At 62.3% G+C, this 17,619-nt stretch carries 20 protein-coding genes; 16 read left to right on the top strand and 4 right to left on the bottom strand.

Annotated elements, in window-relative coordinates; all coding sequences use genetic code 11:
- Positions 1–23: 23 nt before the first annotated feature.
- The 3 genes from NKJ11_RS20965 to NKJ11_RS20975 all read left to right on the top strand — a co-directional run bounded on the left by NKJ11_RS20965 (position 24) and on the right by NKJ11_RS20975 (position 2,756).
- Positions 24–1,652 carry a DNA alkylation response protein gene (locus tag NKJ11_RS20965; protein ID WP_352794201.1) on the top strand — a complete coding sequence of 543 codons (1,629 nt, stop codon included), beginning with the start codon at positions 24–26 and terminating at the stop codon, positions 1,650–1,652.
- 193 nt (positions 1,653–1,845) lie between these two features.
- Positions 1,846–2,415: a hypothetical protein gene (locus NKJ11_RS20970; protein WP_023812963.1), complete on the top strand. Its 570-nt coding sequence runs from the start codon at positions 1,846–1,848 to the stop codon at positions 2,413–2,415.
- On the top strand, positions 2,415–2,756 hold the full coding sequence (locus tag NKJ11_RS20975; RefSeq protein WP_023812962.1) for a DUF6105 family protein: 342 nt from the start codon (positions 2,415–2,417) through the stop codon (positions 2,754–2,756). The genes NKJ11_RS20970 and NKJ11_RS20975 overlap by 1 nt, the downstream gene beginning before the upstream one ends.
- Here the strand turns inward: NKJ11_RS20975 and ruvX are convergent.
- Positions 2,674–3,180 carry a Holliday junction resolvase RuvX gene (ruvX, locus tag NKJ11_RS20980; RefSeq protein WP_128308140.1) on the bottom strand — a complete coding sequence of 169 codons (507 nt, stop codon included), beginning with the start codon at positions 3,178–3,180 and terminating at the stop codon, positions 2,674–2,676. The two genes, NKJ11_RS20975 and ruvX, sit on opposite strands and share 83 nt — an antisense overlap.
- 122 nt (positions 3,181–3,302) lie before the next feature.
- Between ruvX and NKJ11_RS20985 the strand changes: the two genes are divergently transcribed.
- The 6 genes from NKJ11_RS20985 (at position 3,303) to NKJ11_RS21010 (ending at position 7,802) form a co-directional block, all read left to right on the top strand.
- On the top strand, positions 3,303–4,010 hold the full coding sequence (locus NKJ11_RS20985; RefSeq protein WP_352794203.1) for a metal-dependent hydrolase: 708 nt from the start codon (positions 3,303–3,305) through the stop codon (positions 4,008–4,010).
- Between the two features lie 24 nt (positions 4,011–4,034).
- Entirely contained in the window at positions 4,035–4,451 is a 417-nt protein-coding gene (locus tag NKJ11_RS20990) for a hypothetical protein (RefSeq protein WP_352553071.1), read from the top strand.
- A 118-nt stretch (positions 4,452–4,569) separates the two neighbouring features.
- Positions 4,570–4,857, top strand: coding sequence for an Asp-tRNA(Asn)/Glu-tRNA(Gln) amidotransferase subunit GatC (gene gatC / locus NKJ11_RS20995; protein ID WP_023812958.1), 288 nt, complete (start codon positions 4,570–4,572; stop codon positions 4,855–4,857).
- 8 nt (positions 4,858–4,865) lie between these two features.
- Entirely contained in the window at positions 4,866–5,321 is a 456-nt protein-coding gene (locus NKJ11_RS21000) for a GNAT family N-acetyltransferase (RefSeq protein WP_352612921.1), read from the top strand.
- Positions 5,321–6,886 (top strand): amidase, encoded by a 1,566-nt coding sequence (locus tag NKJ11_RS21005; protein ID WP_023812956.1) that lies wholly within the window; start codon positions 5,321–5,323, stop codon positions 6,884–6,886. Before NKJ11_RS21000 ends, NKJ11_RS21005 begins: the two co-directional genes overlap by 1 nt.
- Before the next feature lie 124 nt (positions 6,887–7,010).
- Positions 7,011–7,802 (top strand): YdcF family protein, encoded by a 792-nt coding sequence (locus NKJ11_RS21010; protein WP_352794205.1) that lies wholly within the window; start codon positions 7,011–7,013, stop codon positions 7,800–7,802.
- On the opposite strand, the gene NKJ11_RS21015 is transcribed toward NKJ11_RS21010, so the two are convergent.
- The gene (locus NKJ11_RS21015; protein WP_027161543.1) at positions 7,781–8,494 is read right to left on the bottom strand and encodes a DUF599 domain-containing protein; all 714 of its coding nucleotides are present in this window, start codon (positions 8,492–8,494) and stop codon (positions 7,781–7,783) included. The two genes, NKJ11_RS21010 and NKJ11_RS21015, sit on opposite strands and share 22 nt — an antisense overlap.
- 180 nt (positions 8,495–8,674) lie before the next feature.
- Here NKJ11_RS21015 and NKJ11_RS21020 point away from each other — a divergent pair, with 180 nt between their 5' ends.
- From NKJ11_RS21020 to NKJ11_RS21035, 4 genes are all read left to right on the top strand, one after another.
- Complete coding sequence (locus NKJ11_RS21020; RefSeq protein WP_352794207.1) at positions 8,675–10,078, top strand: L-serine ammonia-lyase; 1,404 nt, start codon at positions 8,675–8,677, stop codon at positions 10,076–10,078.
- A 76-nt stretch (positions 10,079–10,154) separates the two neighbouring features.
- The gene (locus NKJ11_RS21025) at positions 10,155–10,592 is read left to right on the top strand and encodes a DUF1489 family protein (RefSeq protein WP_013531780.1); all 438 of its coding nucleotides are present in this window, start codon (positions 10,155–10,157) and stop codon (positions 10,590–10,592) included.
- Between the two features lie 84 nt (positions 10,593–10,676).
- Entirely contained in the window at positions 10,677–11,408 is a 732-nt protein-coding gene (locus tag NKJ11_RS21030; RefSeq protein ID WP_352794209.1) for a vWA domain-containing protein, read from the top strand.
- Entirely contained in the window at positions 11,408–12,106 is a 699-nt protein-coding gene (locus NKJ11_RS21035; protein ID WP_023812952.1) for a DnaJ domain-containing protein, read from the top strand. Before NKJ11_RS21030 ends, NKJ11_RS21035 begins: the two co-directional genes overlap by 1 nt.
- Positions 12,107–12,152: 46 nt before the next feature.
- On the opposite strand, the gene NKJ11_RS21040 is transcribed toward NKJ11_RS21035, so the two are convergent.
- Positions 12,153–13,562 carry a D-alanyl-D-alanine carboxypeptidase gene (locus NKJ11_RS21040; protein WP_128303603.1) on the bottom strand — a complete coding sequence of 470 codons (1,410 nt, stop codon included), beginning with the start codon at positions 13,560–13,562 and terminating at the stop codon, positions 12,153–12,155.
- Positions 13,563–13,848: 286 nt separating this feature from the next.
- On the opposite strand from NKJ11_RS21040, the gene NKJ11_RS21045 reads away from it, so the two are divergent.
- The 3 genes from NKJ11_RS21045 to clpA all read left to right on the top strand — a co-directional run bounded on the left by NKJ11_RS21045 (position 13,849) and on the right by clpA (position 17,280).
- Positions 13,849–14,178 carry a phasin family protein gene (locus tag NKJ11_RS21045; protein ID WP_013531776.1) on the top strand — a complete coding sequence of 110 codons (330 nt, stop codon included), beginning with the start codon at positions 13,849–13,851 and terminating at the stop codon, positions 14,176–14,178.
- Between the two features lie 297 nt (positions 14,179–14,475).
- Positions 14,476–14,805 carry an ATP-dependent Clp protease adapter ClpS gene (clpS, locus tag NKJ11_RS21050; RefSeq protein ID WP_023812950.1) on the top strand — a complete coding sequence of 110 codons (330 nt, stop codon included), beginning with the start codon at positions 14,476–14,478 and terminating at the stop codon, positions 14,803–14,805.
- Positions 14,806–14,811: 6 nt separating this feature from the next.
- Positions 14,812–17,280, top strand: coding sequence for an ATP-dependent Clp protease ATP-binding subunit ClpA (gene clpA, locus NKJ11_RS21055; protein ID WP_023812949.1), 2,469 nt, complete (start codon positions 14,812–14,814; stop codon positions 17,278–17,280).
- Between the two features lie 58 nt (positions 17,281–17,338).
- Here the strand turns inward: clpA and NKJ11_RS21060 are convergent.
- Positions 17,339–17,619 (bottom strand): IS3 family transposase (locus NKJ11_RS21060; protein ID WP_352794211.1); only part of this gene is annotated, 281 nt, incomplete at its 5' end.

Here is a 17,619-nt window from a genome sequence, read left to right on the forward strand (position 1 = left end):
TTCTGACGATAGAAGGATTGGGCGTGACCGACGACGTGACGAACCAGCCGCCGCCGCTGACGGGCGGCAACGCCTGGCGGGGCGATCCGTTGCTGATCCAGCTAGCGGAGCGTTTTTCCGATCCGGTGCGCAAGGAACTCGATGGTCTCGGCCGCTTTGTGCTGACGCAGGAGGCGCAGGAATTGGCGCGCCTCGCCAATGTCGAGACGCCGAAGCTCAGGACGCATGATCGCCAGGGACGGCGCATCGACGTGGTTGAGTTCCATCCCGCCTATCACGCCTTGATGCGCCGCTCTGTGGCCAACGGGCTGCATTCCTCGGTGTGGGAGAACGGCGACACCGAGATCGGCCGCCGCCATCAGGTCCGCGCCGCCCGGTTTTATCTCACGGCTGAGCTCGAGACCGGGCATCTGTGCCCCATCACCATGACCAACGCTTCGCTGGCGGCCTTGATGGCCAGCCCGAAACTGTTTCGCGAATGGGCGCCGCGCGTGACGACGCGCAAATACGACCAGAGCCAAAAGCCGCCGGTCGAGAAGACCGGGCTGACGCTCGGCATGGGCATGACCGAGAAACAGGGCGGCACCGATGTGCGCGCCAATGTGACGAGGGCGGAACGCGCCGGCAGCGGTTTTTATCGTCTGAACGGGCACAAATGGTTCATGTCGGCGCCGATGTCGGATGCCTTCCTGGTGCTGGCGCAGGCGCCTGAGGGACTATCGTGCTTCCTCGTGCCGCGCGTTCTCGGTGACGGCTCGGGCAACGGCTTCCGCTTTCAGCGGCTGAAGGACAAGCTCGGCAATCGTTCGAACGCCTCCTCCGAAGTCGAATTTGTCAATGCCATCGGCGAGATGGTCGGCGAAGCCGGTGCCGGTGTGAAGACGATCATGGACATGGTCACCCTGACCCGGCTCGATTGTGCCATCGCATCGTCGGCGATCATGCGCGCGGGCCTGGCCGAGGCCGTTCACCACGCCCGCCATCGCCAGGTGTTCGGTTCGACCCTGATCGAGCAGCCGTTGATGCAGCGCGTTCTGGCCGACATGGCGCTCGATGTCGCCGCCGCCACCGCGCTGTCGTTCCGGTTGGCGCGCTCCTTCGACGAGGCGGCCGGCGATCGCGGCGAGGCGGCGTTTGCTCGGGCCATGACGCCGGTCGTCAAATACTGGGTCTGCAAGATCGCGCCGCCTTTGCTCTATGAGGCTATGGAGTGCCTCGGCGGCAATGGCTATGTCGAGGAGGCGCCACTCGCCCGCTACTATCGCGAGGCCCCGGTCAATGCGATCTGGGAAGGCTCGGGCAATGTCATGGCGCTTGATGTGCTGCGCGTGCTCGGCCGTGCGCCCGGCCTGTTCGAGGATGTGCTGGCCGGCATCGACCGTGATCTCGGCGCCGGCGGACGCGGCACGATCGGCGTGCTGAAGGCGGCGATGCAGGTTGCTTCAACCGACGAAGGTTCTGCCCGGCTGCTGACCGAGCAGCTGGCACTGTCGGCTGCGGCGGCGGAATTGCGCCGTCTGGGGGCAGGGCGGATCGCCGACGCTTTCGTCGAGACGCGTTTGGCCGGCCAATGGCGCAACACCTATGGCATGATCGATTCGCGCCACGATGCACGCATGATCATCGACACGCTCTATCCGCCGGTGAACTGAGCACGAGCATCGCAAAAACCGGCGCCATCCACAGTTTTGACGTGTTGGCGGGCATCCTCACGCGTATGGCTAATCGTCGTTAACCTTAACAAATGGTTTCCGTTGCGATGGCGGACGGCAAGGCCCACTGTCCTAGTGCAAGCAGGGAATGGTTCAGATTGGCCGTCTCTTGCTTTGCGAAGCAGGAACACCGATGCGACAGGTACTGACCTCTTTTCTGGCCTTGCACTGGGCGATTGTTTTCGCCCTGCTTGCGCTAATCTGCATCGACGGAAACCGGGGTGTGGCGGCGGCGCTCGGCGTGCTGGGCACTACAATCGAGGGTACCCGCTTCGTCGACCTCGACAATTTCGTCGTCGTGGCGCCGCTCGCCACCGCATTGCTTGTCGTCGCGGTTCTGTTTTTCTGGGCCTTTGTCGAAGCCCTGGTCAACGACGCGACCAGCGCGGGCGCCGACAGCGTCGCCCGCATCGCCTTCATATGCGCGTCCGGCGTGTTGTCGCTGATCGTCGTCGGTGGCGCCGCGCAAGGCATCAACGGGCTCTTCATGGCCGTCGCCGTGCAACTGGCGGCACTTCTGGCGTCCTATGTCGCCATGCTTGCCGAGCGGCGGTCCGTGGTTGCGGCAGCGGCTTCCGGCGAAAGCGAGATCCATGCCGTCGCGCATGGCATGGCAAAAGCCGCGGCCCACAATTCGCTGCTTTCACTCATATCAGGCCGAACGGTCTCCAAGACCGGCTCCAATCCCAGGGGAGGCCGCTGATGCGCTACATCTTCGGATTTTGGGCGGCGCCGATGGCGATTTTCTGGGGCTGGTTCTATCTGTCGGCCAATGACATCAATTTCGGCTACACGATGCTCAGCCGACAGATGCACGACTTCTTCTTCCAGCTCTATGGCCAGATGCTCGGCATCGATCCGGCGATCATTCCCGGCATGGTGGCGAAGACGTGCGTCTTCGACGGGTTGCTGCTGATGGCGCTTTGGGCCTTCCGCCGTCGCCGCGAAATCGCCGGCTGGGTCAGACAGCGCTGGGCGGGTCCGGTTCCGTTCGAGCGGATGCGTGGAGCGACTGAAGCCGGTCCAAAACTCCCTGCAGAATAAACGCGGCTGCCGCCGAATCGATCTTGCCGGCGCGCTTGCGGCGCGAGAAATCCATCTCGATCAGCGTCCTTTCGGCCGCGACCGTCGATAGTCTTTCATCCCAGAGCACGAAGGGCAGGTCGCTCATCTGGGCCATGTTGCGGACGAAGGCGCGTGATTTCTGCGCACGCGGACCTTCCGAACCGTCCATGTTGATCGGCAGCCCAATCACCACCGCGCCGGCATTCTCCTTGTGCAGCAAGGCGAGCAGCACCGCCGCATCGAGCGAGAATTTCCTTCGCATGATGACCGGGCGCGGATGGGCGAAGGAAAACCTCTGGTCCGAGACCGCGACGCCGATCGTCTTGTCGCCGAGGTCAAGCCCCGCCAGCGTCTTGCCGCCGGTTAGCCGCGCCGGCAATTCTTCGATCGTGATAATGCCCACCGGCCGTCCTTCGCCTTTCACCACCAGGTGTTTTGTCAAACGCGTGGCGGACAAGTAACCCTTTGATCTCGGGGCCATCGGCGTTCTATCCTTTGGCAAGATAAAAATCGAGGAATGCATTCATGAAACTGACCTGGTACGGCCACTCGGCCTTTCGCATCGAGACCGCTGATGCCAAGATCCTCATCGATCCCTATCTGATCGGCAATCCGTCCTGGACGGGCGGCTGGGAGGGACCGGCCGAGGGGATCACGCATGTGCTGCTGACGCATGGCCACAGCGATCACATCAGCGGCGCCGTGGAAGTGCTCGGCAAAAGCGGCGCGCAGCTGGTCGCCAATTTCGAGATCTGCATGTATCTGGTCGGCAAGGGGGTCAGCGACAAGAAGATCAACCCGGGCAACATCGGCGGCACCGTCGATTGCGGCAGCTTCACCACCACTTTAGTCCAGGCGCTGCACTCATCCTCGTTCCCCGGCGAGGGCGGCCAGAACACCTATCTCGGCAATCCGGGCGGCCTCGTCCTGCATTTCCCGGAAGACAAGACGCTCTATCACATGGGCGACACCGACATCTTCTCCGACATGGCGCTGATCAACGAGTTGCATGAACCGAAGATCGGCATCGTGCCGATCGGCGACCGTTTCACCATGGGCGGCGCGGTGGCTGCACTTGCCTGCCGGCGCTTCTTCAAATTCGATACCGTGGTTCCCTGTCACTTCGGCACGTTTCCGATGATCGATCCGACCGCCGACAAGTTCGAGGCCGGCATGGAAGGGTCCGGCGTGACGGTGGCATTGCCTGATATCGGTGAGACGATTACGATCTAGGCGTGGCGAAAGCGGAATAAGACCATGGCTTTGAGGAAATCTCTTTGTGTATCGATGTTGGTCGCGGCGTCGCCCGCGCTCGCCGCGGATGATTTCATCGAGGGCGTCTACCTGCAATCCGAGGAGCTTTGCAAACAGGCCAAAAAGGACACGCTGCAAACGCTGATCGACGCAGGCAACATCGTGCTTTCGGCGCACGGCCTGCAGAGCGTCGAATACAATTGCGAGTTTCTGCAGATCAGCAAGGCCACGGCTTCGCCGAGCTGGGCGGTGACGGCCATCTGCCAGGAACCGGGTTATGTCTTTCCCGACGTTCTCTCCGTGACGCAAATGAACGCCAAGCAGATCGATCTCGTGTCGGTTCGGCCCGTCGACGACGAAAGCGAAGCAAGCGGCAACAGCGGCAGCTACTATCTGTGCGAAGGCGTTGCTCTGCCATAGACGTATTCTGAGGGCCCACGAGCGGGCCGCCGGCACAGCCTGGTCTCTCGCACGATGCATGTTGCGCAGCGCGCGCGGCGCCGCTATAGCCCGAACTGGTTTTCCCCGAGGCAAAAACATGTCCGTAGATCTTCAGACAGTGAAGCGCGTCGCGCATCTCGCCCGCATCGCGGTGAGCGAAGAAGATGCCGAACGGATGACCGGGGAGCTGAACGCCATTCTGGGCTTCGTCGAGCAGCTGAACGAGGTCGATGTTTCCGGTGTCGAACCAATGACCTCGGTAACGCCGATGGACATGAAGAAGCGCAGCGATGTCGTCACCGACGGCGGCAAGGCCGCCGACATCGTCGCTAACGCGCCGGCGACCGAAGAGAATTTCTTCCTCGTGCCGAAGGTCGTGGAGTAAGTCGGCCGATGGCAATCGAGATCGCCATTGAGAAGCCGCTCCAGGACGACGTGCGCAGGCTGGTCACGGAACTCAACGAGACCTTGCTCGAACTGACGCCGCCGGAGCATTGCTACCATTTGACGGTCGAGCAGATGGCCGGTGAGGACACGACGGTTTTCATCGCCCGCGATAATGGCCTGGCCATTGGCTGCGGCGCGCTGAAGCGTCATGACGGCGCCATTGGCGAGGTCAAGCGCATGTATATCAGGCCGTCGCATCGCGGGCAGAAGATCGGCGCGAAAATCGTTGAGCGGGTCGGATCGCTGGCGCGCAACGAGGGGCTGAAGCGCCTGGTGCTGGAGACGGGCGATCGTCATCCCGCGGCGTGGACAGTCTACGAACGCGCCGGGTTTTCGCGCTGCGGCCCGGTGCTGGATTATCCCGATTCTGAGTGGTCGGTGTTTTACGAAAAGAGCCTTTGATGAGCGACCTGACCCAGCTGACGATTTCACAGGCCCGCGCCAAGCTGCGCGACAAGGAAATCACCGCGACCGAGATCACCGAGGCCTATCTCGGCGCTATCGAGCGCGCCAATCCGGCGCTCAATGCCTATGTCGCCGTGACCGGCGACAAGGCGCGCGACATGGCCAAGGCGTCCGACGCCAGGCTGGTCAAGGGCGAGGGCGGTGCGCTGGAAGGCATTCCGTTGGGGATCAAGGACCTGTTCGGCACCGAAGGCGTCCACACGCAGGCTTGCAGCCATGTGCTCGACGGGTTCAAGCCGCGCTACGAATCGACCGTTACGTCAAATCTGTGGGCCGACGGCGCCGTTATGCTCGGCAAACTCAACATGGACGAGTTCGCCATGGGCTCGTCCAACGAGACGTCCTACTATGGCCCGGTCATCAATCCGTGGCGGCGCTCGCGCCTCGATACTGCGGTGATGCCCACGACGCATCAGGGCGACGGCGGCTTCGTTTCGGCCGGCGGCACGAGGACCGTGCGCAGCCTGGACAATGCGCAGTTGGTGCCGGGTGGCTCTTCTGGCGGGTCGGCCACGGCAGTCTCCGCCTTCCTGTGCGCCGGCGCGACCGCGACGGACACTGGCGGCTCGATCCGCCAGCCGGCCGCCTTCACCGGGACGGTCGGCATCAAGCCGACCTATGGCCGCTGCTCACGCTGGGGTATCGTCGCGTTCGCCTCGTCGCTCGACCAGGCCGGCCCGATCGCGCGCGACGTACGCGATGCCGCGATCCTGTTGAAATCGATGGCCTCTGTCGATCCGAAGGACACGACGTCGGTCGACCGGCCGGTGCCGGATTATGAGGCGGTGATCGGCAAGCCGATCAAGGGCATGAAGGTCGGCATTCCCAGGGAATACCGCGTCGACGGCATGCCCGAAGAGATCGAAGCGCTGTGGCAGAAGGGCATTGCCTGGCTGAAGGACGCCGGCGCCGAGATCGTCGACATTTCCCTGCCGCATACGAAATACGCGCTGCCCGCCTATTACATCGTGGCGCCGGCCGAGGCTTCGTCCAACCTCGCCCGCTATGATGGCGTCCGCTACGGCTTGCGCGTGCCGGGCAAGGATATCGTCGACATGTATGAGAAGACCCGCGCCGCGGGTTTCGGCCGCGAGGTCAAGCGCCGCATCATGATCGGCACCTATGTGCTGTCGGCCGGCTATTACGACGCCTACTATCTGCAGGCGCAGAAGGTGCGCAATCTGATCAAGCGGGATTTCGAGACTGTCTTCGCCGCCGGCGTCGATGTCATCCTGACCCCGGCAACGCCGTCCGCCGCCTTCGGCATCGCCGACGAGGACATGGCTGCCGATCCGGTCAAGATGTACCTGAACGACATCTTCACCGTCACTGTGAACATGGCGGGCCTGCCGGGCATCGCTGTGCCCGCCGGGCTCGACGCCAAGGGCCTGCCGCTCGGCCTGCAGCTGATCGGCCGGCCGTTCGATGAGGAAACCCTGTTCCAGACCGCTGCCGTCATCGAGCAGGCCGCAGGCACGTTCCAGCCGGAGAAGTGGTGGTAGGGACGTCGCTCGTCTAGCGCATGCCCTGAAAGTCGAATCGATTTTCGGAAGGATCCTGCGCAAAATCAAAGTGTTAGCGTCCTTTGAGCGCGCACGCCCGCGCGGCGCTGCAATGGGGTGAGCGATGTTCTTCTACCTGTCCAAGATCTTTTGGTTCTTCATCCAGCCGCTGAACCTGGCGATCTTTCTGCTGCTGGCGGGATTGCTCGCGGCCATGATCGGGCGCCGGCGGCTGGCGGCTACCGGCAGCGTGCTGGCATTTCTGGTCCTTGCGCTGTCAGCGTGGACGTCGCTCGGCGCCATGATGCTCAATCCGCTGGAAGAGCGCTTCGCGCGCCCGCCGCTGCCGGCAAAGGTCGACGGCATCGTCGTGCTCGGCGGCGGCTTCGAGGGCGCCATCAATCTGGCGCGCGGCAGCTATGAGTTGAACAGCAGCGGAGATCGGATGGTCGAGACCGCAGTTCTGGCCCGGCGCTTTCCTACCGCCAAGGTGGTCGTCTCCGGCGGCACCGGCGCGTTGTTTCTCGATGGCGAGGGCGATGCCGCAACCGCGCCGCGCCTGCTCACCGCGCTTGGCGTGGCCGCCGATCGTCTGATCCTGGAGAACAAGTCCCGCAACACCTATGAGAACGCGGTCTTCACCAAGGAGTTGCTAACGCCGAAGCCCGGCGAGACCTGGCTGCTGGTGACTTCGGCCTTCCATATGCCGCGCGCCAAGGCGCTGTTCGACAAGGCTGGCTTTGCGACTGTTCCCTGGCCGGTCGACTATCGCACCTCGGGCAAAGAAGGCATCGGCCTGTTCCGCGACAATCCAGCCGATTCGCTGCAGGCCGCCACCATGGCCATCCGCGAATGGATCGGGCTTTTTGCCTACTGGCTGTCAGGCCGGATCGATCAGCCTTTTCCAGGCGGCTGACCGATCACCGCCTGCCTGGCGGCCGAGAAGAACTGGCGCCGCACCAGAACGGCCAGCAGCAACAGCGTCGACAACACGAACACCATTGGGTCGACGAACCAGCCGAGATAACCGATCGAGAAGAACACGCCGCGCAGGCCGGAGTTGAAGTGCTTTCCGGCCAGCATGTTCATTTGCGCCGCACGCCACACCGCCGTTTCGGTGACCGGATTGCGTGAGGCTTCGCCATGCGGGATCGGCACGGCGCCGATCAGGATCGTGCAATAGTTGAACAGCCGGTACGCCCAGCCGAATTTGAAGAACGAAAACGCCAGGATCAGCACCAGCCCGAACACCTTTATCTGGAAGGCCGCGCGCGACGGCGCGCCACCCAGGGGCAGGTCGCTGAGCACTTCAAGAACCCGGTCGGATGCGCCGAGCAGGGCAAAACAGCCGCCGATGGCGATCAGCGAGCTGGAGGCGAAGAAGGCGGTGCCTTGCTGCAGCCCGCTCATGATGGCGGTATCGACGATGCGGATCTCGCGCTCGGCCATGGTCCGCATCCAGGCTTGCCGCTGTGCATTCATCGCCGTCGTCAGTGACATGCGGCTGACCAGCTTGCCGTCGGAGGCGAACGTGTGCAGCAGCCACGCGACGAGGAAGAAGGCCAGCGCCGCGAGATCGGCTGTCGAAAGATCGAGGGAATCGCCCATGGCCTGAATTTAGCACATTCAGCGCGATCGCTTCGATGTCCGCCTACAGCGATAAGGCACCAATGTCGCTGCCGGAGCAAACAAGGTCGGCGGGTGCAGCGCCGCGATTTCCAAAAGAGCGGAAACATCGTGGGAATTCCTATATGTAGTCATCGACCTGACGCCAGGAGACAACGCCGCGTGTTCCTTTCGGTTTTCGACCTGTTCAAGATCGGCATAGGACCCTCGAGTTCGCACACGATGGGGCCGGTGACAGCCGCTGCGCGGTTTCTCGACGAGGTCGCGGGAAATGACTGGCCGCGTCCGGCGGGCGTCAAGGTCGATCGGCTTGGCGCAAGTCTGCACGGGTCACTCGCCTACACCGGTATTGGCCACGGCAGTGATCGCGCCGTCATGCTCGGCCTTGCCGGCCTGACGCCGCAGACGGTCGATCCCGACCAGGCCGATGGCATTGCCAGCCGCATCGCCGCCGAAAAGCGCATTTCGCCGCCCGGCCATCCCGCCTATCGCTTCGATCCGGCCACCGATCTGGTGCTGGACCGCAAAACGCCGCTCACCGGTCACGCCAACGGCATGGCGTTCTACGCCTATGATTCCGGCGGCCGCCTGCTGCTCAAGCGCATCTATTATTCGATCGGCGGCGGCTTCGTGGTTTCCGAAGAAGAACTGCAGCGGATGAAAGCCAAAGGTTCGGTGACAACCGAAGGCAAGAAAGTGCCTTATCCGTTCAAGAATGCGGTCGAGATGCTGGCCATGGCCGGCAAAAGCGGCCTTTCCATCGCCGACATGAAACGCGTCAACGAGGAGACGCAGATGACGCGCGAGGAGCTCGACGCCGGCCTCGACGGAATCTGGAGCGCCATGAAGGGCTGCATCGACCGTGGCCTGTCGCAGGATGGCATCATGCCGGGTGGGCTGAAGGTGCGCCGCCGTGCCCGCATGCTGCACGATAAGCTGCAGGAGCAGTGGCAGCAGAACAAGCCCAATCCTTTGCTCGCCAATGACTGGCTGTCGATCTACGCCATGGCCGTGAACGAGGAAAATGCCGCCGGCGGCCGCGTCGTCACCGCGCCGACCAATGGCGCTGCCGGCACGCTGCCGGCGGTGCTGCGCTACTGGCTGCATTTCCATCCCGAGGCGGACCAGCCGAGCATTCGTGATTTCCTGCTGACGGCTGCCGCCGTTGGCGGCATCATCAAGACCAACGCGTCGATCTCGGGCGCCGAGGTCGGCTGTCAGGGCGAGGTCGGCTCGGCATCGGCGATGGCGGCGGCCGGCCTGTGCGCCGTCATGGGCGGCACGCCCGAGCAGGTCGAGAATGCCGCCGAGATCGCGCTCGAACATCATCTCGGCATGACCTGCGATCCGGTCGGCGGGCTGGTGCAGGTGCCGTGCATCGAACGCAATGCGCTGGGCGCGGTCAAGGCGGTGACGGCAGCGTCACTGGCCATCAAGGGCGACGGCATCCATTTCGTACCGCTCGATGCGGCGATCGAGACCATGCGCCAGACCGGCCTCGACATGAACGAGAAGTACAAGGAAACCAGCCTTGGCGGGCTTGCAGTCAACGTCGTGGAGTGCTGAAGGCTGGCCTAAACCGCTACTGTGGAGAAGTCGATCCGGTCGTTGACGCGTTCGCGTGCAGGACTAACCTTAAGCGATGTCTCTCAATCTCATAAAACTCTGTGTCGGCTGCGACAGCGTCGAGGATCTCGAAGAGTGGATCGCCTTCCGCCTCGACGAGCGGCGGCGCGCCGGTGAGCCGGTCGAGCAGTATCACACCACCCGTATGATGCCGACGCGCGGCGCCGAGGTTACCGATGGCGGTTCGCTCTATTGGGTGATCAAAGGCAATGTGCAGTGCCGCCAGTTGATCACCGAAATCCGGCCGTTCACCGACAGTGAAGGCATAGGCCGTTGCCATCTGATACTCGACCCCGAGGTTGTACGCACCGACTGGCAGCCACGCCGGGCTTTTCAGGGCTGGCGCTACCTGAAGCCGGCGGACGCGCCGCTCGATCTGGGTAAGGGCAAGGCCGGATTGATCGAGATGCCGCCGAAACTCAGGCGCGAGCTGGCCGATCTCGGTCTGCTCTGACCCCAGGTGGCATCACCGCCTGGCCCTTTGCACTGCCCGATGTGGGGCTTGCAAGCGATGTGGCAACGCCACATCTTGTTTTTCATGAGCGATAAGAAGCAGCCTGTGCCAGCGGGGACCAATCCTGCGCCGATCAAGCCTCAATCCAACGCCGGCGAGATCGACGCCTTCATTCGTCAGGCGAGGACACTTGCCGCGTCGGCGACCGATTCGGGCAGGCTGATCCTTGCTCTCGACGCAACAATGAGCCGCCAGCCGACCTGGGATCTGGCTTGTGAGCTGCAGGGCCAGATGTTCGACGCTGTCGGCAAGGCCGGAACCCTCAGCGTGCAACTGGTTTATTTTCGTGGTCTCGGCGAGTGCCGTTCGTCCGCTTTCGTGAGCGACACCAATGCCTTGAAGCAGCTGATGACGCGGATCGAATGCCGCAGCGGCCACACCCAGATCGGCAAGGTCCTGACGCATGCGTTGAAACAGACGGCGGCCGCCAAGGTCAATGCGCTGGTCTACATCGGCGACGCGATGGAAGAGAATATCGACGATCTGGCCGAAAAGGCCGGCAGCCTCGGCCTTCATGGCGTTCCCGTCTTCGTGTTTCAGGAAGGCCATGATTCCGGCGCAGAAAAGGCGTTCAAAGAGATTGCGCGGCTGTCCAAGGGGGCTTGGTTTAGATTTGATCGGCGGGCTGCCGCGACCCTGGCAGGACTGCTTTCGGCCGTCGCCGTGTTTGCGACCGGCGGGTTGAAGGCGCTCGAAGCCAGGGGCAGGCCGGAAGACCGGCTGATGATCGAGTATCTGCGGGGCGGCGGAAAATAATGGGCGCGATCATCGCTTTTGGAGCGTTGCTTCTGCTGCTCCTCGGCGCGGTGACGATCTTTCTGCGTGCCGAGCCGGCGAAACTGGCGAGCACGCTGCGAACGCTCGGGCCGGCTCTTCTGGCACTTGTCGGCGTCGCCGTGCTTGTGGTCGGCCGGGAAGGCATCGGCGGCATGATTCTCACCGGCGCAATTGCCTGGTATGGTTCCATGCGCATGAAACGCCAGCCGGCCGGGCTTGCACCGGGCAAACGCTCGACGGTGCGCACAGCGGCATTGGAAATGGAACTCGATCACGATACCGGCGGCCTCGAAGGACTGGTCCTGGCTGGCCGCCACGAAGGCAAGATGCTTGGCGCGATGGGGCTGGCGGAATTGCAACACCTCTACCGCGAACTCTCCGGCGATCCGGAGAGCCGACAGCTGCTAGAGACGTATCTTGACGGCAGATTTCCCGTCTGGCGCAAAAACGCTGAGACGAACGGTGGCGAAGGGCTGGGTGTTGCGCCAGGTCCGGGCGCCATGACTAAGGAGGAGGCCTACAAGGTCCTTGGTCTTGAAGCGGGGGCCGCCGCGGCGGATGTCCGCAAGGCGCACCGCCGCCTGATGCAGCGCCTGCACCCCGATGTCGGCGGCACGTCTTTCCTGGCGGCGCGGATTAACGAAGCCAAGGACGTCTTGCTCTCCAATCACAACTAGTCTCCTTCGACGCAGAATTTTTCCGGGAGATGGCTTGCACGCCGTCCTACTGCTGGACGGCGTAGCACTCGATGTTCTTCTTCTTCAAAGCGGTACAGGCCTTCCAGGCGGCGGTCTTCGAACCGAAGCCACCGAAGCGGGCGCGGTAGTAGGTGACGCCATCCTTGTCGAAGGCGACAGTGAAACCGGAAGCGTCCGCCAGCACCTTGGGCGCCTGCTTGGTGGTCTTGTCGAGAAAGGCCTGGGCCTCGGACTGCTTGGGCGACGAGGCGACCTGAATGGCCCAACCCGAAGGCACCGACGCGGTGTTGACCGGGTCGACAGCCGCCGGCGTCGGCTCGGCATAGGCCGCTACAACCTGGGCCGTCGCGACTTGGGGGGCTGAAACGATGACGGTCTTGACCTTTCTGGTCTTGACGACGGGGGCTGCTTCTTCGGCCTGCGCGGTATCGTCTTCCGCGACCGTGGCGTCCTCGGCAACGGTGACATCGTCCTGCGCTATGACAGGCTTGTCGTCCGGTGTCGGAGCGTCATGCTTGGGCAGGAGAACCTTGGCAAGGGCGGTGATGGGGTTGTTGCCACCGGCCTTGGCGACCAGATCGCCACCACCGCGAGTCGACGCCCTCGGCAGATAGGTGTTGATCAAGCTGGCCATCTGATTGTCGCGGCTGCCGCCCGAGGTGCCGCCCATGACCACGCCGACGATGCGGCGATTGCCATCGGAAACCGATGAGACGAGGTTGAAGCCGGAGGCGCGGGTGTAGCCAGTCTTGATGCCGTCGACGCCCTTGATGCGTCCAAGCAGACGGTTGTGGCCGTTGATGCGCTGGCGCCCATAGAGAAAGGAGCGCTGCGAGAAATAGCCGTAATACTGGGGAAAATGCTCGCGCAGCGCGATGCCGAGCGTCGCCATGTCGCGCGCGGTGGTGAACTGGCCGGGATCGGGCAGGCCATTGGCGTTGCGGAACACGGTGCCGTTCATCCCCAGCGCACGCGCCTTGGCGGTCATCATGCGGGCAAAAGTGGTTTCATTGCCGCCGAGCATTTCGCCGAGCGCGGTGGCCGAGTCATTCGCCGACTTGGTGACGATCGACAGGATCGCGGTCTCGACCGTGACGGAACCGCCCGGCTTCACGCCAAGTTTCGTCGGCGCCTCGGCGGAGGCCTTGGCGGAAAACACCACTGGCGTGTTCCTGCTGATCTTGCCCTTCGCCATCGCTTCGAAGGTCAGATACAGCGTCATCATCTTGGTCAGCGAAGCCGGATAGCGCCTGCCGTTGGCGTCGGCGGAGTAGAGCACTTTGCCGGTCTTGGCATCCACGACGATGGCCGCCTGCCTGGCCGCCAGCGACGAGGCAACGTCGCCAAAAACGAATGTCATCGCCAGGGCGATGATCATCATAGTTTTGAGAGGGGAGGTGGATTTTGAAACGATGCCCAACAACGCCTTACGCACTTGGTACTTCCCTTGGATTTCTTCGTTGCGTTGGAGGCGGCAAAGGGTCCTGCCTCGCTTCCGGCCAAGCTACCGGCGCAGCGTTACCAATCCGTTTATGGTAACCGCCGCGTTCACCATTTTCTTCGGGCTTGTGGCTCTCTTTATTCGATTTTTAGCCATTGGCTGCGCAGGCGGGTCCGCAAGCCCGCGAAATCTTGACTTTTGTGCGGCGCACAATATATTATCTTGCATTGCACAAGGGCGCCCCGAAGAAGGACGCTTCAACCGTCAAGGGAATCGTGAAATGACCCAGACCTATGAGGACTTCAGCAAATACGGCAAAGAGTTCGCCGACACCGGATTGAAGAGCTTTGCGTCGCTGTCCAAGGGCGCGCAGGCGATTGCCACCGAAGCTGGTGAATACACCAAGAAGAGTTTTGAAACCGGCAGCGCCACGGTGGAGAAGCTGTTTTCAGCCAAGTCGCTGGAAAAGGCGATCGAGATCCAGTCGGATTACGCCAAGCAGTCCTATGAGGCGTTCGTCGCCGAGGCCACCAAGATCGGCGATCTCTATGCCGAACTCGCCAAGGAAGCTTACAAGCCATTCGAATCGATCGTTGCCAAGGCAAAGTAATTTTGCCCGGGCGAACTGATTTCGCCTGACGTGACCCCAGATTCAGCCTTTGAACCCGAGAAAAAGCCCGGCCACGGAAACGCGGCCCGGCTTTTTCGTGTCAATTTCCGTTCCAGAGCCTCGCGCCCCTTCACGATTGCGAAAATCGTCCAAGTTTGGTGACCTAGCCATATTGTCAGCTAACCAGAAGGGCTTAAAATCGTACATCGAACACCTACATGTCGAACTCGCATGGGGAATCGAAAGAGGCAGGAATACGTGACGATCGGTTTGACTGCCACGAGACGAGTGGTGCGGATGCAAGACGGCGACGGTAACGGCAATGGGGCCGGCCGTGGGACGGCCGTCATCACGCGCACCAAAACCAAGACCAAGAAGCCCAGCCTTTATCGGGTCCTCATCCTCAACGACGACTACACTCCGATGGAGTTCGTGGTTCACGTGCTGGAGCGTTTTTTCCAGAAGGATCGCGAAGCCGCCACACGCATCATGCTTCATGTTCACAATCATGGAGTGGGCGAGTGCGGGGTCTATACATTCGAGGTGGCCGAGACCAAAGTGTCCCAGGTCATGGATTTCGCCCGACAGAATCAGCATCCGCTGCAATGCGTGATGGAGAAGAAGTGAGGTAACATGCCGGCTTTCTCCCAAGGCCTGGAAAAGGCGCTTCACCAGGCGCTGACGCTCGCCAATGAGCGGCACCATGAATATGCAACCCTAGAACATCTGCTGCTCGCGCTCATCGACGACACCGAGGCGGCCGCCGTCATGCGCGCCTGCAATGTCGATCTCGATGAGCTCAAGCACACGGTTCTCACCTATATCGACACCGAGCTCGACAACCTCGTCACCGGTTACGACGAGGACTCCAAGCCGACCGCCGGTTTCCAGCGCGTCATCCAGCGCGCGGTGATCCATGTGCAGTCGTCTGGCCGCGAGGAGGTTTCGGGCGCTAACGTCCTCGTCGCCATCTTCGCCGAGCGCGAGAGCCATGCCGCCTATTTCCTGCAGGAACAGCAGATGACCCGCTACGACGCGGTCAACTACATCTCGCACGGCATTGCCAAGCGTCCGGGCGCATCGGAGACACGCTCGCCGCGCGGTGCCGATGACGAGCAGGGCGGCCAGAACGGCGCCGAGCCACAAGAGGAAGGCGGCAAGAAGAAGCAGCAGCAGGATGCGCTGACGGCTTATTGCGTCAATCTCAACAACAAGGCCAAGGCCGGCAAGATCGACCCGCTGATCGGCCGCGAGTCCGAGATCAACCGCACCATTCAGGTGCTGTGCCGCCGCTCGAAGAACAACCCGCTCTATGTCGGTGATCCCGGCGTCGGCAAGACGGCGATCGCCGAGGGTCTGGCCAAGCGCATCGTCGAGGGCGACGTTCCCGAAGTGCTGCACAACGCCACCATCTTCGCGCTCGACATGGGCACGCTGCTCGCCGGCACGCGCTATCGCGGCGATTTCGAGGAACGGCTGAAGCAGGTCGTCAAGGAACTCGAGGACTATCCCGGTGCCGTGCTGTTCATCGACGAGATCCATACGGTCATCGGCGCAGGGGCTACTTCAGGCGGCGCCATGGATGCGTCCAACCTGTTGAAGCCGGCGCTGTCATCGGGTGCGATCCGCTGCATCGGCTCGACCACCTACAAGGAATTCCGCCAGTTCTTCGAGAAGGACCGTGCTTTGGTGCGGCGCTTCCAGAAGATCGACGTCAACGAACCGACCATCGCGGACGCCATCGAGATCATGAAGGGCCTCAAGCCCTATTATGAGGAGTTCCACAAGGTGAAGTTCACCAACGAGGCGATCAAGGCCTCGGTGGAGCTGTCGGCACGTTACATCAACGACCGCAAGCTGCCGGACAAGGCGATCGACGTGATCGACGAGACCGGCGCCTCGCAGATGCTGGTTCCGGAAGCCAAGCGCAAGAAGACGATCGGCATCAAGGAGATCGAGGCGACGATCGCCACCATGGCCCGCATCCCGCCGAAGACGGTTTCGGCCGATGACGAGAAGGTGCTGCAGGGTCTCGATATCGAGCTGAAGCGCGTCGTCTATGGCCAGGACACCGCGATCACCGCGTTGACCTCGGCGATCAAGCTGGCGCGTGCCGGCCTGCGCGAACCGGAGAAGCCGATCGGCTCCTACCTGTTCTCCGGCCCGACCGGCGTCGGCAAGACCGAAGTGGCCAAGCAGTTGGCCGCGTCGCTCGGCGTCGAGCTGATCCGCTTCGACATGTCGGAATATATGGAACGCCACACCGTCTCGCGGCTGATCGGCGCGCCTCCCGGCTATGTCGGCTTCGACCAGGGCGGTCTTTTGACGGACGGCGTCGACCAGCATCCGCATTGCGTGCTGTTGCTCGATGAGGTCGAGAAGGCACATCCGGACCTGTTCAACATCCTGTTGCAGGTTATGGACCATGGCAAGCTGACCGACCACAACGGCAAGCAGATCGACTTCCGCAATGTGATCCTGATCATGACCACCAATGCGGGCGCGTCGGATGCGCAGCGCGCGGCGATCGGCTTCGGCTCGACCAAGCGCGAAGGCGACGATGTCGAGGCGATCAACCGGCTGTTCACGCCGGAATTCCGCAACCGTCTCGATGCGATCATCCCGTTCGGCTCGTTGCCGGTGCCGGTCATTCATCAGGTGGTGCAGAAGTTCGTCATGCAGCTCGAGGCCCAGCTTTCCGAGCGTGGCGTCACCTTCGACCTGTCGGCGGATGCGATCGCCTGGCTCGCCGACAAGGGCTATGATGAGCGCATGGGAGCGCGGCCGCTCGGCCGGGTAATCCAGGAGCACATCAAGAAACCGTTGGCCGACGAGGTGCTGTTCGGCAAGCTCAAGAAGGGCGGCACGGTGCGTGTCACCGTCGAGAAGAAGGAAACCGGCGAGACCGGCCTGAAGCTCGAATCACTCGCCGACGAGGCGCCGGTGAAGCCGAAGAAGGAAGAGCCGGAAGAAACAACGAAGCCCAGAAAGGCCGTGACGAAAAAGCCCGCGGCCAAGAAGCTGGTGGCGCAGAAGCCCGAAGCCAAGGGCAAGGACGGCGGCAAGCGCAGCCTCGTGCCGCAACTGCCCCGAAAGAACTGACCTTGACGAAAGTCGAAAAAAGCCCCGGAAATGAACTGACCCCATAAAGTTGGACGGTTCATTGAGTTGGTAGGTTTAAGGGCTGGTTCCTGTATTGCACAGGGGCCAGCCCTTTCAGTTTCAGTTTGATGCGGCGGTGGTTGTAATAGTCGATGTAGTCCGTGATGGCGTCGTCCAGGCTTTGAACGGTGTCGAAGGTTCCGGGATGGAAGAGCTCGGATTTGAGGATGGCAAAGAAGCTCTTCATTGGGGCGTTGTCGAGGCAATTGCCTTTGCGTGACATGCTCTGTTGGAGGCCTCTGGCTTCCAGCCTGCGTTGGAATGCCGACATCTGATACT

Source organism: Mesorhizobium sp. M0243, assembly GCF_040321775.1.
Taxonomy (GTDB): Bacteria; Pseudomonadota; Alphaproteobacteria; order Rhizobiales; family Rhizobiaceae; genus Mesorhizobium.

Excerpts from the sequence above, each read along its gene's own strand:
- NKJ11_RS20970 (WP_023812963.1), top strand. The coding sequence starts at position 1,846 with ATGCGACAGGTACTGACCTCTTTTCTGGCCTTGCACTGGGCGATTGTT.
- NKJ11_RS20975 (WP_023812962.1), top strand. The coding sequence starts at position 2,415 with ATGCGCTACATCTTCGGATTTTGGGCGGCGCCGATGGCGATTTTCTGG.
- NKJ11_RS20985 (WP_352794203.1), top strand. The coding sequence starts at position 3,303 with ATGAAACTGACCTGGTACGGCCACTCGGCCTTTCGCATCGAGACCGCT.
- NKJ11_RS20990 (WP_352553071.1), top strand. The coding sequence starts at position 4,035 with ATGGCTTTGAGGAAATCTCTTTGTGTATCGATGTTGGTCGCGGCGTCG.
- gatC (WP_023812958.1), top strand. The coding sequence starts at position 4,570 with ATGTCCGTAGATCTTCAGACAGTGAAGCGCGTCGCGCATCTCGCCCGC.
- NKJ11_RS21000 (WP_352612921.1), top strand. The coding sequence starts at position 4,866 with ATGGCAATCGAGATCGCCATTGAGAAGCCGCTCCAGGACGACGTGCGC.
- NKJ11_RS21005 (WP_023812956.1), top strand. The coding sequence starts at position 5,321 with ATGAGCGACCTGACCCAGCTGACGATTTCACAGGCCCGCGCCAAGCTG.
- NKJ11_RS21010 (WP_352794205.1), top strand. The coding sequence starts at position 7,011 with ATGTTCTTCTACCTGTCCAAGATCTTTTGGTTCTTCATCCAGCCGCTG.
- NKJ11_RS21015 (WP_027161543.1), bottom strand. The coding sequence starts at position 8,494 with ATGGGCGATTCCCTCGATCTTTCGACAGCCGATCTCGCGGCGCTGGCC.
- NKJ11_RS21025 (WP_013531780.1), top strand. The coding sequence starts at position 10,155 with ATGTCTCTCAATCTCATAAAACTCTGTGTCGGCTGCGACAGCGTCGAG.
- NKJ11_RS21030 (WP_352794209.1), top strand. The coding sequence starts at position 10,677 with ATGAGCGATAAGAAGCAGCCTGTGCCAGCGGGGACCAATCCTGCGCCG.
- NKJ11_RS21035 (WP_023812952.1), top strand. The coding sequence starts at position 11,408 with ATGGGCGCGATCATCGCTTTTGGAGCGTTGCTTCTGCTGCTCCTCGGC.
- NKJ11_RS21045 (WP_013531776.1), top strand. The coding sequence starts at position 13,849 with ATGACCCAGACCTATGAGGACTTCAGCAAATACGGCAAAGAGTTCGCC.
- clpS (WP_023812950.1), top strand. The coding sequence starts at position 14,476 with ATGCAAGACGGCGACGGTAACGGCAATGGGGCCGGCCGTGGGACGGCC.
- clpA (WP_023812949.1), top strand. The coding sequence starts at position 14,812 with ATGCCGGCTTTCTCCCAAGGCCTGGAAAAGGCGCTTCACCAGGCGCTG.